General features: G+C 73.4%; 14 protein-coding genes. 9 read left to right on the forward strand and 5 right to left on the reverse strand.

Annotated elements, in window-relative coordinates:
- Window positions 1-2 precede the first annotated feature (2 nt).
- The 7 genes from AB0N63_RS14150 (at window position 3) to AB0N63_RS14180 (ending at window position 6470) form a co-directional block, all read left to right on the forward strand.
- On the forward strand, window positions 3-980 hold the full coding sequence (locus AB0N63_RS14150) for a glycosyltransferase family 2 protein (protein ID WP_365528514.1): 978 nt from the start codon (window positions 3-5) through the stop codon (window positions 978-980).
- A complete protein-coding gene (locus tag AB0N63_RS14155; RefSeq protein ID WP_365528517.1) occupies window positions 980-1378 on the forward strand; it encodes a GtrA family protein in 399 nt (132 codons plus the stop codon). Before AB0N63_RS14150 ends, AB0N63_RS14155 begins: the two co-directional genes overlap by 1 nt.
- 112 nt (window positions 1379-1490) lie before the next feature.
- Entirely contained in the window at window positions 1491-2519 is a 1029-nt protein-coding gene (gene argC, locus AB0N63_RS14160) for an N-acetyl-gamma-glutamyl-phosphate reductase (protein ID WP_365528519.1), read from the forward strand.
- A 112-nt stretch (window positions 2520-2631) separates the two neighbouring features.
- A complete protein-coding gene (gene argJ, locus AB0N63_RS14165; protein WP_365528522.1) occupies window positions 2632-3783 on the forward strand; it encodes a bifunctional glutamate N-acetyltransferase/amino-acid acetyltransferase ArgJ in 1152 nt (383 codons plus the stop codon).
- Window positions 3780-4718 (forward strand): acetylglutamate kinase, encoded by a 939-nt coding sequence (argB, locus tag AB0N63_RS14170; protein WP_365528525.1) that lies wholly within the window; start codon window positions 3780-3782, stop codon window positions 4716-4718. Before argJ ends, argB begins: the two co-directional genes overlap by 4 nt.
- Window positions 4715-5899 (forward strand): acetylornithine transaminase, encoded by a 1185-nt coding sequence (locus AB0N63_RS14175; protein ID WP_365528530.1) that lies wholly within the window; start codon window positions 4715-4717, stop codon window positions 5897-5899. The genes argB and AB0N63_RS14175 overlap by 4 nt, the downstream gene beginning before the upstream one ends.
- A 19-nt stretch (window positions 5900-5918) precedes the next feature.
- On the forward strand, window positions 5919-6470 hold the full coding sequence (locus tag AB0N63_RS14180; protein WP_365528532.1) for an arginine repressor: 552 nt from the start codon (window positions 5919-5921) through the stop codon (window positions 6468-6470).
- A 368-nt stretch (window positions 6471-6838) separates the two neighbouring features.
- Here the strand turns inward: AB0N63_RS14180 and AB0N63_RS14185 are convergent, their stop codons facing one another.
- The 5 genes from AB0N63_RS14185 to AB0N63_RS14205 are packed head-to-tail and all read right to left on the reverse strand — an operon-like array spanning window position 6839 to window position 11758.
- On the reverse strand, window positions 6839-7576 hold the full coding sequence (locus tag AB0N63_RS14185; protein WP_365528764.1) for an FAD:protein FMN transferase: 738 nt from the start codon (window positions 7574-7576) through the stop codon (window positions 6839-6841).
- 55 nt (window positions 7577-7631) lie between these two features.
- Window positions 7632-8414, reverse strand: coding sequence for an FMN-binding protein (locus AB0N63_RS14190; protein ID WP_365528535.1), 783 nt, complete (start codon window positions 8412-8414; stop codon window positions 7632-7634).
- Window positions 8415-8443: 29 nt separating this feature from the next.
- Window positions 8444-9826, reverse strand: a complete 1383-nt coding sequence (locus tag AB0N63_RS14195; RefSeq protein WP_365528538.1) for a ferredoxin reductase family protein — start codon at window positions 9824-9826, stop codon at window positions 8444-8446.
- Window positions 9827-9885: 59 nt separating this feature from the next.
- Entirely contained in the window at window positions 9886-10362 is a 477-nt protein-coding gene (locus AB0N63_RS14200) for an FMN-binding protein (protein ID WP_365528541.1), read from the reverse strand.
- Window positions 10363-10405: 43 nt separating this feature from the next.
- Window positions 10406-11758, reverse strand: coding sequence for a ferric reductase-like transmembrane domain-containing protein (locus tag AB0N63_RS14205; RefSeq protein WP_365528544.1), 1353 nt, complete (start codon window positions 11756-11758; stop codon window positions 10406-10408).
- Window positions 11759-11910: 152 nt separating this feature from the next.
- Here AB0N63_RS14205 and AB0N63_RS14210 point away from each other — a divergent pair, with 152 nt between their 5' ends.
- The gene (locus tag AB0N63_RS14210) at window positions 11911-12660 is read left to right on the forward strand and encodes a response regulator transcription factor (RefSeq protein ID WP_365528546.1); all 750 of its coding nucleotides are present in this window, start codon (window positions 11911-11913) and stop codon (window positions 12658-12660) included.
- On the forward strand, window positions 12657-14192 hold the full coding sequence (locus tag AB0N63_RS14215) for a HAMP domain-containing sensor histidine kinase (RefSeq protein ID WP_365528548.1): 1536 nt from the start codon (window positions 12657-12659) through the stop codon (window positions 14190-14192). Before AB0N63_RS14210 ends, AB0N63_RS14215 begins: the two co-directional genes overlap by 4 nt.
- Window positions 14193-14250: the final 58 nt, after the last annotated feature.

Genomic DNA, 14250 nt, shown 5'->3' on the forward strand with positions numbered 1-14250 from the left:
CCATGCTCATCTCGATCGTCGCACCCTGCTACAACGAGGAAGACGTCATCGAACGCTTCCACGAGGCGGTCCAGAAGGTCGCCGACGACCTGCTGCCGCTCGGCCACGACATGGAGTTCGTGTACGTGGACGACGGCAGCCGCGACCGCACCCTGCCCCTGCTGGAGCAGCTGGCCGACCGCGACCCGCGGGTGCGCTACGTCTCCTTCAGCCGGAACTTCGGCAAGGAGTCCGCCCTGCTCGCGGGACTGCGGCACGCCGCCGGGGACAGCGTCGTCGTCATGGACGCCGACCTCCAGCACCCGCCGGAGCTGATCCGGCGCATGGTCGACCTGCGCGGCGAGGGCTACGACCAGGTGCTCGCCCGGCGCAGCCGGGCCGGCGACCGCTTCACCCGCACCCTCACCGCCCGTCTGTACTACCGGCTGGTCAACCGGCTCGTGGACGTGGAACTCAAGGACGGCGTCGGCGACTTCCGGCTGCTGTCACGGCGCGTGGTGGACGCGGTGCTGGAGCTGACCGAGTACAACCGCTTCTCCAAGGGCCTGTTCGCCTGGGTGGGCTTCCCCAGCACGACCTTCGAGTACGAGAACGCGGTACGCGAGCACGGCCGCAGCTCCTGGACCCTGAAGTCGTTGCTCAACTACGGCCTGGACGGGCTGCTGTCGTTCAACAACCGGCCGCTGCGGGCCGCTCTGCACCTCGGCATGGGCCTGCTGCTGTGCGCCGGGCTCTACACTGCGTGGATCGTGGGCGCCGCTCTCGTCAACGGGGTCGAGACACCCGGCTACGTCACGATCATCACCGCCGTCACCGCGCTCGCCGGGGTGCAGATGGTGATGCTCGGCGTCATCGGGGAGTACACCGGCCGGATCTACTACGAGGTCAAGGGGCGCCCGCACTTCCTGGTGAAGGCGAGCAACGTGGAAGCGACCGACGGCCGTGCGCCGCGCGGCACGAAGAAGGACCTCATTCCCTGATGACCCAGACGCTCGCCCGCCCGGTGGCGCGGCAGATCCTGACGTTCGCCGTCGTGGGTGTGGTGAACACCCTCACGTACTACCTGCTCTACCTGTTGTTCCTCACGCGTCTGCCCTATCTCGCGGCGCACGTCCTCGCGTTCGCGATCAGCATGGTCGGTTCTTTCTTCCTCAACGCGCGGTTCACCTACCGGATCCGGCCGACCTGGCGGAAATTCCTGCTGTTCCCGCTGACCAACGCCACCAATTTCGTGATCACCACGGCGGGCGTCTACGTGATCGTGGACGTCCTGCACGCCGGCAGCCGGTTCGCCCCGCTGCTGGCCTCGGCCGCGGCGATCCCGGTGACCTTCGTCGTGTCCCGCATGATCATGCTGCCCAAGGTGGACGCCGTCTGAGCCGGGCCGGGAGGGCTCGCCGCCGGGTGACCGGCCGGTCAGGGCGCCCGCCGCACAGGATTGCATAAACGTGCAGCGATACGTATAGTCATGCCATCGAGGAGGAGGGTTCATGGCTGTACGTGTGGCGGTCGCCGGAGCGAGTGGATACGCGGGCGGAGAAGCGCTGCGGCTGCTGCTGGCGCACCCCGGGGTCCGGATCGGCGCCCTGACCGGCAACTCCAACGCCGGACAGCGGCTCGGCGCGCTCCAGCCGCATCTGCTGCCCCTGGCCGACCGGGTGCTCACCGAGACCACCCCCGAAGCGCTCGCCGGTCACGACGTGGTATTCCTCGCCCTGCCGCACGGCCAGTCCGCGGCTGTCGCCGAACAGCTCGGCCCCGACGTCCTCGTCGTCGACATGGGCGCCGACTTCCGGCTGACGGACCCGGCCGACTGGGAGACGTTCTACGGCTCCCCGCACGCCGGCACCTGGCCCTACGGCCTGCCCGAACTTCCGGGCGGCCGCGCTGCGCTGGAGGGGTCCAAGCGCATCGCGGTGCCCGGTTGCTACCCCACCGCCGCCTCCCTCGCCCTCGTCCCGGCGTACGCCGCATCCCTGGTGGAGAACGAGGCCGTGGTCGTCGCCGCCTCCGGCACCTCCGGCGCGGGCAAGGCTCCCAAGCCCCACCTGCTGGGCTCCGAGGTCATGGGCTCCATGTCCCCGTACGGCGTCGGCGGCGGCCACCGGCACACCCCCGAGATGATCCAGAACCTCAGCGCGGCGGCGGGGGAGCGGGTCACGGTCTCCTTCACGCCCACCCTCGCCCCGATGCCCCGCGGCATCCTCGCCACCTGCAGCGCGAAGGCCAGGGAAGGCGTCACCGCCGAAGCGGTGCGCGCCGCCTACCACAAGGCGTACGCCGACGAGCCGTTCGTCCACCTCCTGCCCGAGGGACAGTGGCCCGCCACCGCCTCCGTGTACGGCTCCAACGCCGTCCAGATCCAGGTGGCGTACGACCCGGCCGCCCACCGGGTCATCGCGATCAGCGCCATCGACAACCTGACCAAGGGCACCGCGGGCGGCGCCGTGCAGAGCATGAACATCGCCCTCGGTCTCGACGAGACCACCGGACTTTCCACGATCGGAGTCGCTCCGTGAGCGACGCACGCGCGGCCACCGGGCCGCAGACGACGACGATGCCCGCACCGGCGCGCCGCGCGGGCGACAGCGACACCGGCCGCTACCGCGGCGGAGCGAACGAGGAGATGCAGTGAGCGTCACGGCAGCCAAGGGATTCCAGGCGGCGGGGATCGCCGCCGGGATCAAGGAGAACGGCAACCCGGACCTGGCCCTCGTGGTCAACACCGGGCCGCGCCGCGCCGCCGCGGGCGTCTTCACCTCCAACCGCGTCAAGGCGGCCCCGGTGCAGTGGTCCGAGCAGGTCCTCAGGACCGGCCGGCTGTCCGCCGTCGTCCTCAACTCCGGGGGCGCCAACGCCTGCACCGGCCCCAAGGGCTTCCAGGACACCCACGCCACCGCCGAGAAGGCCGCCGAGGTCCTCGGCACGGGCGCCGTCGAGGTCGCCGTCTGCTCCACCGGCCTCATCGGCGTCCTGCTCCCGATGGACAAGCTGCTGCCGGGCATCGAGACGGCCGCCGCCCAGCTCTCCGAGCACGGCGGTGAGAAGGCCGCCATCGCCATCAAGACCACCGACACCGTCCACAAGACCTCCGTCGTCACCAAGGACGGCTGGACCGTCGGCGGCATGGCCAAGGGCGCGGGCATGCTCGCCCCCGGGCTGGCCACCATGCTCGTCGTCCTCACCACCGACGCCGACCTCGAGGCCGAGGCCCTGGACCGGGCGCTGCGCGCCGCCACCCGGGTCACCTTCGACCGCGTCGACTCCGACGGCTGCATGTCCACCAACGACACCGTGCTGCTGCTCGCCTCCGGCGCCTCCGGGATCAGCCCGGACTTCGACGCGTTCGCGGACGCCGTCCGCGCCGTCTGCGACGACCTCGGCCAGCAGCTCATCCGGGACGCCGAGGGCGCCAGCAAGGACATCAAGGTCGAGGTGGTGGGCGCCGCGACCGAGGCCGACGCCGTGGAGGTGGGCCGCTCCATCGCCCGCAACAACCTCCTCAAGTGCGCCATCCACGGCGAGGACCCCAACTGGGGCCGTGTCCTGTCCGCGATCGGCACCACGAAGGCCGCCTTCGAGCCCGACCGGCTCAACGTCGCCATCAACGGCGTCTGGGTGTGCAAGAACGGCGGCGTCGGCGAGGACCGGGAGAAGGTCGACATGCGCTACCGCGAGGTGCACATCGTCGCCGACCTCGCCGCCGGGCCCGAGACCGCCGTCATCTGGACCAACGACCTCACCGCCGACTACGTCCACGAGAACAGCGCCTACTCCTCATGAGCAACGGAAGCACGCGCAAGCACACCGCGCTCCCCAAGGCCCAGATCCTCGTCGAGGCGCTGCCCTGGCTGACCCGCCACCACGGCAAGACGGTCGTCATCAAGTTCGGCGGCAACGCCATGGTGAACGAGGAACTGAAGGCCGCCTTCGCCCAGGACGTCGTCTTCCTGCACCACGCGGGCCTTCGGCCCGTCGTCGTGCACGGCGGCGGCCCGCAGATCAGCGCCGCCCTCGACCGGCACGGCATCGTCAGCGAGTTCAGGGCCGGCCTGCGCGTCACCACCGAGGACGCCATGGACGTCGTACGGATGGTGCTGGCCGGACAGGTGCAGCGCGAGCTGGTGGGGCTGCTCAACCAGCACGGCCCGCTCGCCGTCGGCCTCACCGGCGAGGACGCGCACACCATCACCGCTGTCAAGCACACCCCCGAGATCGACGGCGAGCCGGTCGACATCGGCCGGGTGGGCGAGATCACCGAGATCGACACGGGCGCCATCGAGGCCCTGCTCGCCGACGGCCGCATCCCGGTCGTCTCCTCGATCGCCCGTTCCCAGGACGACCACCATGTCTACAACGTCAATGCTGATACGGCGGCTGCGGCACTCGCTGCGGCACTGGACGCCGAGACCCTCATGGTCCTCACCGACGTCGAGGGGCTCTACGAGGACTGGCCGAACTCCGACGAGGTGATCAGCCGGCTCACCGCGAGCGAGCTGGAGAAACTCCTGCCGGACCTGTCCTCCGGCATGGTGCCGAAGATGGAGGGCTGTCTGCACGCCGTCCGCAACGGCGTCACCACCGCCCGCGTCATCGACGGGCGCGTCCAGCACTCGATCCTGCTGGAGATCTTCACCGACGAAGGCATCGGCACCATGGTCGTACCCGACGAGCAGCCGGACGCGGCGCCCGACCAGCAGGAACAGGGGGAGTCATGAGCAACGACGAACTGACCGCACGGTGGCAGGGCGCCCTCATGAACAACTACGGCACCCCGCGGCTGCCGCTCGTGCGCGGCGCCGGCACCCGGGTCTGGGACGCCGAGGGCACCGAGTACCTGGACCTCGTCGGCGGCATCGCCACCAACGCCCTCGGCCACGCCCACCCGGCGATCGTGGAGGCGGTGAGCCGGCAGATCGGCTCGCTCGGCCACATCTCCAACTTCTTCATGGCCGAGCCCACCGTCGCCCTCGCCGAACGGCTGCTCCACCTCTTCGGCCGCGAGGGCCGCGTCTTCTTCTGCAACTCCGGCGCCGAGGCCAACGAGGCGGCCTTCAAGATCGGCCGGCTCACCGGACGCACCCGCATCGTCGCCACCGACGGCGGCTTCCACGGCCGGACGATGGGCGCCCTCGCGCTCACCGGTCAGCCCGGCAAGCGCGAGCCGTTCCAGCCGCTGCCCGGCGACGTCACCCACGTCCCCTACGGCGACGCGCACGCCCTGGCCGCCGCAGTCACCGAGGAGACGGCGATGGTCGTCATCGAGCCGATCCAGGGCGAGAACGGCGTCGTGGTCCCCCAGGCCGGCTACCTCAAGGCGGCCCGCGCCATCACCGCCGCGACCGGCGCGCTGCTGGTCCTCGACGAGGTGCAGACCGGCGTCGGCCGCACCGGGCACTGGTTCGCGTACCAGGCCCACGAGGGCGTGCTGCCCGACGTCGTCACCCTCGCCAAGCAGCTCGGCGGCGGACTGCCGCTCGGCGCGACCGTCGCCTTCGGGCGCGCCGCCGAACTGCTGCGGCCCGGCCAGCACGGCACCACCTTCGGCGGCAACCCGGTCGCCTGCGCCGCCGCGCTCGCCGTCCTCGACACCATCGAGGACGAGGGCCTGCTGGAGAACGTCAAGCGGCAGGGCGAGAAGCTGCGCGAGGGCGTCGAGTCCCTCGGCCACCCGCTGGTCGACCACGTGCGGGGGGCCGGACTGCTCCTCGGTATCGTGCTCACCGGGCCGTACGCGCAGCGGGCGCAGCAGGCGGCGCAGGAGGCCGGCATCCTCGTGAACGCGCCCGCCGCCGACGTCATCCGGCTGATGCCGCCGCTGAACCTGAACGACGACGACGTGGACGCGTTCGTCCGGGCGCTGCCCGGCATCCTGGACGCGGCCGAGGGGGACGGATGATCCGGAGAATGGGACGACGATGAGCCAGGCGCCAGACCACGGGCAGAACGACGCCGGGGCCGCCGGGCCCGCACTGCCGCAGACCCGCACCGCGCGGCACCGCCGGATCGTGGACATCCTCAACCGGCAGCCGGTGCGGTCGCAGAGCCAGCTGGCCAAGCTGCTGGCCGACGACGGGCTGAGCGTCACCCAGGCGACGCTGTCGCGGGACCTGGACGAGCTGAACGCGGTGAAGATCCGCAACACCGACGGCGACCTGATCTACGCGGTGCCCAGCGAGGGCGGGTTCCGCACCCCGCGGGCGCCGCTCGGCGGGTCGGTCAAGGAGGAGCGGATGCGGCGGCTCTCCCAGGAGCTGCTGATCTCCGCGGAGGCCTCCGCGAACCTCGTCGTCCTGCGGACCCCGCCGGGTGCGGCGCAGTTCCTGGCCTCGGCGATCGACCAGGCCGAGCTGCACGACATCCTCGGCACGATCGCCGGCGACGACACGCTGCTGCTGATCAGCCGCGACCCGTCCGGCGGCCAGGCCCTGGCAGACCACTTGCTCCGTCTGGCCCAGAACGGGGGCTGACCCCCGCCGGGTTTGAGACCCGGCGGGGCTCGGAGGGGGTGGTCGCGGTGGATCGCCGGGCGCGGGCCGGTCGCGGCCGCTCGGGCAGTTCCCCGCGCCCCTGGGGAGCGGCCGTCGGCCGCGAGCCACACGCCCCTCGTAGCCGCGGGCACATCGTGGCTCCCCCGGGTGCCTTGAGGGCCTGGGAGGCGCCCCCGGGCGGAACGGGTGGGCTGGCGGCGCCCCCTGCTCGAAGAGCTCGGGAGAGGCGCCCCTTCAAGCGGGGGTGAGCGCTTCCCGTCCCCGCTCAGCCCCACCGCCGCGCACCGGTCGCCTCACCGGCACCGCCGCGCACCGATGAATTGGACCGCACCGGCCGGAGGCGTACCTCACCCCAGCCGCGCGCCCAACCCGCCCGTGCACCGCACCTCGTCCCCCGCGGTGATCAACAGCGCCTCCACCCCCGGCAGCGACTCCAGCCAGGCCAGCCCCTCCCGCGCCCCCATCGCGAACGCAGCCGTCGCCCAGCAGTCAGCCCACACCAGCCGCGGCGCGACCACCGTCACCGAGAGCAGATCCGTCACCGCGGCGCGCCCGGTGCGCGGGTCCACGATGTGGTCGCCCCGCTCCGCCGTCCCCGAGGTGGCCACCGCGAGCTCCGGCGCCCCCGCCGCCGACACCACCGCGGCCAGCCCGCCCGGTCTGAGCGGGTCCGACACCCCCACCCGCCACGGCCGGTCCGCCCCTGGCGAGCCCAGCAGCTGCACGTCCCCGCCCCCGTTCACGCTGACCCCGCCGGCGCCCGCCGACGCCACGAGCCGCGCCGCCCGCTCCGCCGCCCATCCCTTGACGACCCCGGTCGGGTCCAGCCGTCCCTGGTAGCGCAGGCTGAACCAGCCGTCGCTCGTCCGCTCGGCCTCGGCCCCCAGCGCCAGCACCTCGGCGACCAGCGGATCGCACTGCGCCACGGTCAGCTCACCGCGGACCAGCCGCGACACCTCGCTGTCGGCCCGGTAGGTGCTGAACACCTCGTCGACCCGGTGCAGCCCGGCCACCGCCTCCCGCAGCGCGGCCCGCACCGCCTCCGGCTCGCCGCCGCGCACGTCGAAGGAGAACACCGTTCCCATGACCTCCTCCGCGTGCCGCAGCACGGCGGGCGCCCCGGCCTGCCCGGTCACGGCGTCAGCCGCCGACCTGGTCGAGCGCCGACTGCAGCGACGTACGGTAGCCGCCGCTGGTGTAGGTGGCGCCGGACACGGCGTCGATGTCGGCGTTGCCGGCCGCGACGGCCTCCTGGTTGAGCCTGGGGACGGCCATGGCGGTCTTCTGGCCGCTGAGGCCGCCCTCGGGGGCCCGCACGGCCTCGGCCTTGACGACCTTCCCGCCGCTGACCGTGATCCGTACCTGCACGGGCCCGTACTGGGTCTGCGCGACCTTCCCGGTCACGGTCCGGGCCGCACCCGCACCGCTTCCGGAGGCACCTGCCCGCGCACCCGCACCCGCGCCGGCCTTCATCCGGTCGAGCGCCGACTGCAAGGACTTGCGGTAGCCGCCGCTGGTGTAGGTGGCGCCGGACACGGCGTCGATGTCGGCGTTGCCGGCCGCGACGGCCTCCTGGTTGAGCCTGGGGACGGCCATGGCGGTCTTCTGGCCGCTGAGGCCGCCTTCGGGGGCCCGCACGGCCTCGGCCTTGACGACCTTCCCGCCGCTGACGGTCAACCGGACCTGTACGTCGCCGTACTGCGTCGGGGCCGCGTCGCCGGTCAGGGTCGTGGTACCGCCCGGCACGGCCCCGTTGCCGCCCTGCGGCGACTCCTGCCCGGCCGAGGGCGCCCGCGGCGCCGATCCGGCCGTCGACGCCGCGGCCGGATCGGCGGCCGGCTTCAGCGACAGCAGCAGCACGATGCCGGACACGGTGGCCGCACCCGCGAGCACCGCCCGGCGGACGGGGTGGCTCTTCCTCATCGCTTCCTTGTCTCCTGACGTCCCGTCGCTCACATCTCGAACGACTCGTGATGGATACGGCGGGCGGGAACGCCCGCGCCGCGCAGCGCCTCGTACACCGACCGCGCGAAACCGGGCGGCCCGCACATGAACACGTCGTGGCGGTCGATGTCGGCGATCTTCCGCCGCAGCGACTCGGCGGAGATGTCCGGCCGTTCGCCGTCCGGGCTGTTGACCGCGTACATCAGCCGCGCGCCGCGCTCGTCGGCGATCTTCGCCAGCTCGTCCCACAGCGCCAGGTCCTGGGTGCTGTTGGCCCGGTAGAGCAGGGTGATGTCCCCGGCCGCGCCAGGCAGCGTCTCGAACAGCGCCCGCATCGGCGTGATGCCGACGCCGCCCGCCACCAGCAGCACCTTGCCCCGGCTGCGCCGGGCGGCGGTCAGGGCCCCGTAGGGCCCCTCCGCCCACACCCGGGTGCCGGGCCGCAGTTCGCGCAGCCGCGCGCTGTGGTCGCCGATCGCCTTGACGGTGATCCGCAGCAGCCCCGGCCGGGGCGCCGCCGACAGCGAGTACGGGTGCGAGCTGAACCGCATGCCCGGGGCCAGGAACCGCCAGCGGAAGAACTGCCCCGCCTCCGCGCCCATCCGGTGCAGTCTGCGGCCGCTGATCAGCACCGACACGATCCCCGGCGTCTCCTCGACCACCGCCTCCACCCGCATCCGGTGCTTGAGGTTCAGCCGGACCGGGGTGAGGATGCGGTACCACACCACGAGCGCGGTCACCGTGCCGTACAGGGCGTACCAGACGGTCTTCGCGGCCGGCTGGACGGCGAAGTCGTTGCCGGTGGTGATCTGGTGCCAGAACGTCAGGAACACCGCCGCGTAGGTGAGCAGATGGACGTGGTACCAGGTGTCGTACGGCAGCCGGCGGCGCACCGCGCCGACGGAGGTGAGCCCGATGAGCACGAACAGGCCCGTGCCGATCGCCGCCTTGCCCATGTCCGGCAACTGCTCCACGGACTCCACGGTCTGCCGGACGATGTCCCCGAGCGACCGCCCCGCCTGCACCGCGTAACCCCACATGGTGAGGAACACGTGCGCGAGGACCAGGCAGAGCGTGTACCGGCCGCTCATGGCGTGCCAGCGGGCCACCCGGTCCGAACCGACCCGCCGCTCCAGGGCGGGCACCCGCGCCATCTGGAGCACGACCAGCGCCATCAGGTACCCGGCGAGCAGCCCGGTGATCCGGCCCGCGTTGAGGATCCGGCCGCCGTTCCCGGCGACGGACGGGGTGTTCGTCCACCACAGCCACACGACCCCCGCCGCCCCCGCCCCGACGGCGGCCAGCAGCAGGGCGGCCGGGGAGCGGCGGGGCCGGATCCGGCGCATCGTCTGCCGCCGCGCGGCACGTCCTCCTGCAAGCGTGGTGGTCACGGTTCCTCCGTGGCGTTTCGACCGTCGACCCACAGATACGCGGCGTACCTGGGGAGTGTTCAGCCGACCGCAGAGTCCAGGGCGGACTGCAGCGAGCGGCGGTAGCCGTCACTCGTGTACGTGGCCCCGGACACCGAGTCGATGTCCGCGTTCTGCGCGGCCAGTGCCTCTCTCCTCAGCTGGGGTATCGCGTAGCTGTTGATCTCCTGGTCTCGGGGGTTCTCGGTGGGGTAGACCACCGCGGTCACGTCGGTGATGCGGCCGTCCTCCAGCGTGATGCGCACCTGGACCGGTCCCCAGCGGGTCTGCGCGCTCTCGCCGGTGACGGCCCTCTTGCCGGTGGAGCCGCTCGCGCCGCCGGACTTCGCGGCGCCGCCCGGGGCGCCCGCGCCGGCGGACGCGGCCGGCGCGGGCGCCGCGGCGATCCGCGGCGGGGTGTGCGGCTTCAGCGCCAGCAGCATCACCAGCCCGGAGACGGTGGCGGCGCTCGCCAGCACCACCCGGCGCAGCGGACGGTTCTTCCTCAACGCGTGCACGACGGCCTCACGACTCCTTCGACGGGCTCGGTTCCCACGGCTCTCACAGTTCGAACGACTCGTGGTGGATGCGGCGGTCGGGAACCCCGGCGGCGCGCAGCACCCCGTACAGCTCCTGGGCGAAGGAGTGCGGCCCGCACAGGTACACGTCGTGCCCGGCGAGGTCGGGCACCCGCGCGCGCAGCCACGCGTCGGTGAGCGCGGGGCGTTCGCCGTGGGGGCCGTTGAGCAGGTACAGCACCCGCGCTCCGCGCCACCGGGCGACCGCCTCAAGCTCGCTGCCCAGCGCCAGGTCACGCGCCGAGCGCGCCCGGTACAGCAGGGTGACCTCGCCGGGCAGCGTCTCGAACAGCGCCCGCAGCGGAGTGATGCCGACCCCGGCGCCGATCAGGAGCGACCGGTGCGTGGCGCCGCGCTCGGCGGTCAGCGCGCCGTACGGGCCCTCCGCCCAGACCCGGGTGCCCGGCCGCAGCTGCGCCACGGCCGCGCTGTGGTCGCCGAGCGCCTTGACCGTGATGCGCAAGCGGTCCGGCTGCGGCGGCGCCGACAGGGAGTACGGCGTCGACGTCCCGCGCAGGCCCGGCGTGAGGAACCGCCAGCGGAAGAACTGCCCCGGCAGCGCGCCGAGTTCGTCCATCCGGTGGCCCCGCACGACGACCGAGTACACCCCGGGCGCCTCCTCGTGCACCGACTCCACCCGCATCCGGTGCCGTCGGTTCAGCCGCACCGGCACGAGGACGCGGTACCACAGCACCAGCGCGGCGACCCCCAGGTACAGCGCGTACCAGGCGGCCGTGGCCGCGAACCGGCCGTGGAACTGGTCGCCCAGGGTGAGCTGGTGGAAGAAGGCGAGGAAGACGGCGGCGTAGGTGAGCAGGTGCACGCCGTACCAGAACTCGTGGCTGGTGCGGCGCCGCACCGCGCGCGCCGAGGTGACCCCGACCGCGAACAGGATCAGGGTGCCCGCGGTGGCCTTGAGCATGTCCGGGTAGTCGAGGACCACCGTCACCGTCTCGTGCACGAGTGAGGCCCGGTCCTGCGCCGCGTACCCGGCCAGGATCGAGGCGATGTGCGCGAGGAGCAGGCACACCGTGTACCGGCCGGCCCGCGCGTGCCAGCGGATCACCCGGTCCGAGCCGATCCGCCGCTCCAGGAGCGGCGGCCGGGCCGTCAGGGCGACGAGCACCGCGCAGGCGTAGCCGCACAGCAGCCCCGTGATCCGTCCCGCGCCGGTCAGCCAGCCGGCCGCGCCGACCACCGTGGCCGTGTCCTCCCACCACAGCGCGACCGCCGCCGCCGCGCCGCCCCACAGCACGGCGAGCACCGCGGCCGCCGGGGAGCGCCGGGGCCCCGGGGCCACGGGCGGCGCCGCCCGTCGCTGGTACACCGTGGTCATGTCGTCCCGTCCTCTCGCCGGTCCAGGACGCCACTGTGCGGGCCGAACCTCTGAGAACGCTCTGAAACCGGTGGCAGCGCGGCGCACTCACAGCGAACTCAGAGCACCCCCCGCCTCCGCACCGGCCGGCGACAGGCGATGCTGGAAGGGCCATGCACAGCTCCCGCCCGCCCCAGCCGGGGCCGCCCGCCCTCACCCGTCCGGACGGCACGCCCGTCCGCGTCCTCGTCGTCGACGACGACCCGGACCTCGCCGAGGTCCTCTCCGGCGCCCTGCGCTACCAGGGCTGGGAGGTCCGCACCGCCGAGGACGGGGCGTCCGCCGTCGCCGAGGCCCGTGCGCTGCGGCCGGACGCCGTCGTCCTCGACGTGATGCTCCCGGACACCGACGGCCTCACCGTGCTGCGGCGGCTGCACGAGGTGCGGCCGGACGTCTGTGTGCTCCTGCTGACCGCGCGGGACGCGGTGGAGGACCGCATCGCCGGGATCACCGCGGGCGGCGACGACTACGTGACCAAGCCGTTCAGCCTGGAGGAGGTGATCGCCCGGCTGCGCGGGCTGCTGCGGCGCGCCGGGATGGCCCGGCAGCCGGCCGACGGCCCGCGGCTGACCGTGGGCGATCTGGTCATGGACGAGGACGCTCGCGAGGTCACCCGGGCCGGAGAGCTGATCGAGCTGTCGCCGACCGAGTACGAGCTGTTGCGCTTCCTGATGCGCAACCCGCGCCGGGTGCTCAGCAAGGGACAGATCCTGGACCGCGTCTGGTCCTACGACTTCGGCGGCCGGGCCCATGTGGTCGAGCTGTACATCTCCTACCTGCGCAAGAAGGTGGACGCGGGCCGCGAGCCCATGATCCACACGGTACGCGGCGCCGGTTACGTGCTGAAGCCGGTCCGGCCGTGAGAGCGCCGGCGCGGCTTTGGGCGCGGCGGGGCGGACGCCTGCCGCTGCCGCGCACCCTGCGGGCCCGGCTCACCCTCGGTCTGGTGGTGCTGCTCGCGCTGAGCTGTGCGGCCGTCGGGGTGGCCGCGGTCGTCGAGCTGAACGGCTTCCTCACCGGCCGGCTCGACCAGCAGTTGCAGCAGACGGGCACCGGCTTCCCCCAGAGCCTCGAACACGGCGCCGCAGGGAGCGGGCGGAACACGAAGCCGTCCGACCACGACGGTGACGAACACGGTGACACCCGCCGCCAGGCCGCGGCCACGTTCGGCGCCCGGCTGGTGGCGGGCCGGATCACGAACGCGGCGGTGGTTCCCTCCGACGCCCATCCCGGCTTCGCCGTCACCCTCACCGCCGCCGACCGCGCCGCCCTGGCCGCGCTCCCGGCGGACGGCGCCGGGCACACGGTGCGCCTGTCCAAACTGGGCGGCTACCGGCTGGCGGCATGGCCGGGCCGGGACGGCGACGTCCTGGTCACCGGGCTGCCGACGGAGCCCGTCCGGGCCGCGGTCCACCGGCTGGAACTCGTCGCCGGCGGCGTCTTCGGCCTCGCGCTGGCCACCGCCGGCGTCACCGGGGCGCTGTGGGTGCGCTGGTCGCTGCGTCCGCTGAGCCGGGTCGCCACGACCGCCGCCAGGGTCAGCGAGCTGCCGCTGGCCAGCGGCGAGGTCGCGCTGCCGCCCAGGACCGGCGGGGCCGACCCGCACGGGGAGGTGGGCCGGGTCGCCGCCGCCTTCGACCGGATGCTCCACCACGTCGAGGACGCGCTGACCAAGCGGCACGCCAGCGAGGAACGGCTGCGCAGCTTCGCCGCCGACGCCAGCCACGAGCTGCGCACCCCGGTCGCCTCGGTGCGCGGCCACGCGGAGCTGGCCCTGCTGCATCCGGGACCGGTGCCGCCCGAGGTGACCAGAGCGCTGGAACGCATCGCGGCCGAGTCCGCCCGGATGGGCGAGATGGTGGACGAGATGCTGCTCCTGGCCCGCCTGGACGCGGGCCGCCCGCTGGAGCGCCGCCCCGTGGACCTCACCCGCCTCGTCCTGGACGCGGTGACGGACGCCCGCGCCGCCGGTCCCGGACACCACTGGACCATGGAGCTGCCGGAGGAGCCCGTCACGGTGACGGGTGACGCCCACCGGCTGCAACAGGTGCTGGCCAACCTGCTGGCCAACGCCCGTCTGCACACCCCGGCGGGCACCGAGGTGACGGTGTCCCTGGCCGCGCTCCCGGACGCCGGCGGCGCCGCGACCGTGCTGCGGGTCCACGACGACGGTCCCGGCGTCCCCGAGGAGAGCCAGCCGGGCGTGTTCGAGCGCTTCGCGCGCGCCGACCGCCGACGCGCCGACACCTCCGGCGGCGCCGGGGCGGGCCTGGGCCTCGCGATCGTGGCGGCGGTGGTGCGGGCACACGGCGGGAGCGTGACGCTGGCCAGTCGGCCGGGCGCGACGACGTTCACGGTGCGGCTGCCGCCCGACGGCGCCCACACCGGTACGTAGGCGGACGCGACCGGGAAGCAGGTACGTGGGGGGACGCACCGGGGACACGGGCGGCCCG

The organism is Streptomyces sp. NPDC093260 (assembly GCF_040683715.1).
Lineage (GTDB): Bacteria > Actinomycetota > Actinomycetes > Streptomycetales > Streptomycetaceae > Streptomyces > Streptomyces sennicomposti.

Coding starts and splice junctions, on each gene's coding strand:
- AB0N63_RS14190 (WP_365528535.1), bottom strand. CDS start 8,414: ATGAGGAAGAGCCACCCCGTCCGCCGGGCGGTGCTCGCGGGTGCGGCC.
- AB0N63_RS14210 (WP_365528546.1), top strand. CDS start 11,911: ATGCACAGCTCCCGCCCGCCCCAGCCGGGGCCGCCCGCCCTCACCCGT.
- AB0N63_RS14155 (WP_365528517.1), top strand. CDS start 980: ATGACCCAGACGCTCGCCCGCCCGGTGGCGCGGCAGATCCTGACGTTC.
- AB0N63_RS14180 (WP_365528532.1), top strand. CDS start 5,919: ATGAGCCAGGCGCCAGACCACGGGCAGAACGACGCCGGGGCCGCCGGG.
- AB0N63_RS14185 (WP_365528764.1), bottom strand. CDS start 7,576: ATGGGAACGGTGTTCTCCTTCGACGTGCGCGGCGGCGAGCCGGAGGCG.
- AB0N63_RS14205 (WP_365528544.1), bottom strand. CDS start 11,758: ATGACCACGGTGTACCAGCGACGGGCGGCGCCGCCCGTGGCCCCGGGG.
- argB (WP_365528525.1), top strand. CDS start 3,780: ATGAGCAACGGAAGCACGCGCAAGCACACCGCGCTCCCCAAGGCCCAG.
- AB0N63_RS14150 (WP_365528514.1), top strand. CDS start 3: ATGCTCATCTCGATCGTCGCACCCTGCTACAACGAGGAAGACGTCATC.
- argC (WP_365528519.1), top strand. CDS start 1,491: ATGGCTGTACGTGTGGCGGTCGCCGGAGCGAGTGGATACGCGGGCGGA.
- AB0N63_RS14175 (WP_365528530.1), top strand. CDS start 4,715: ATGAGCAACGACGAACTGACCGCACGGTGGCAGGGCGCCCTCATGAAC.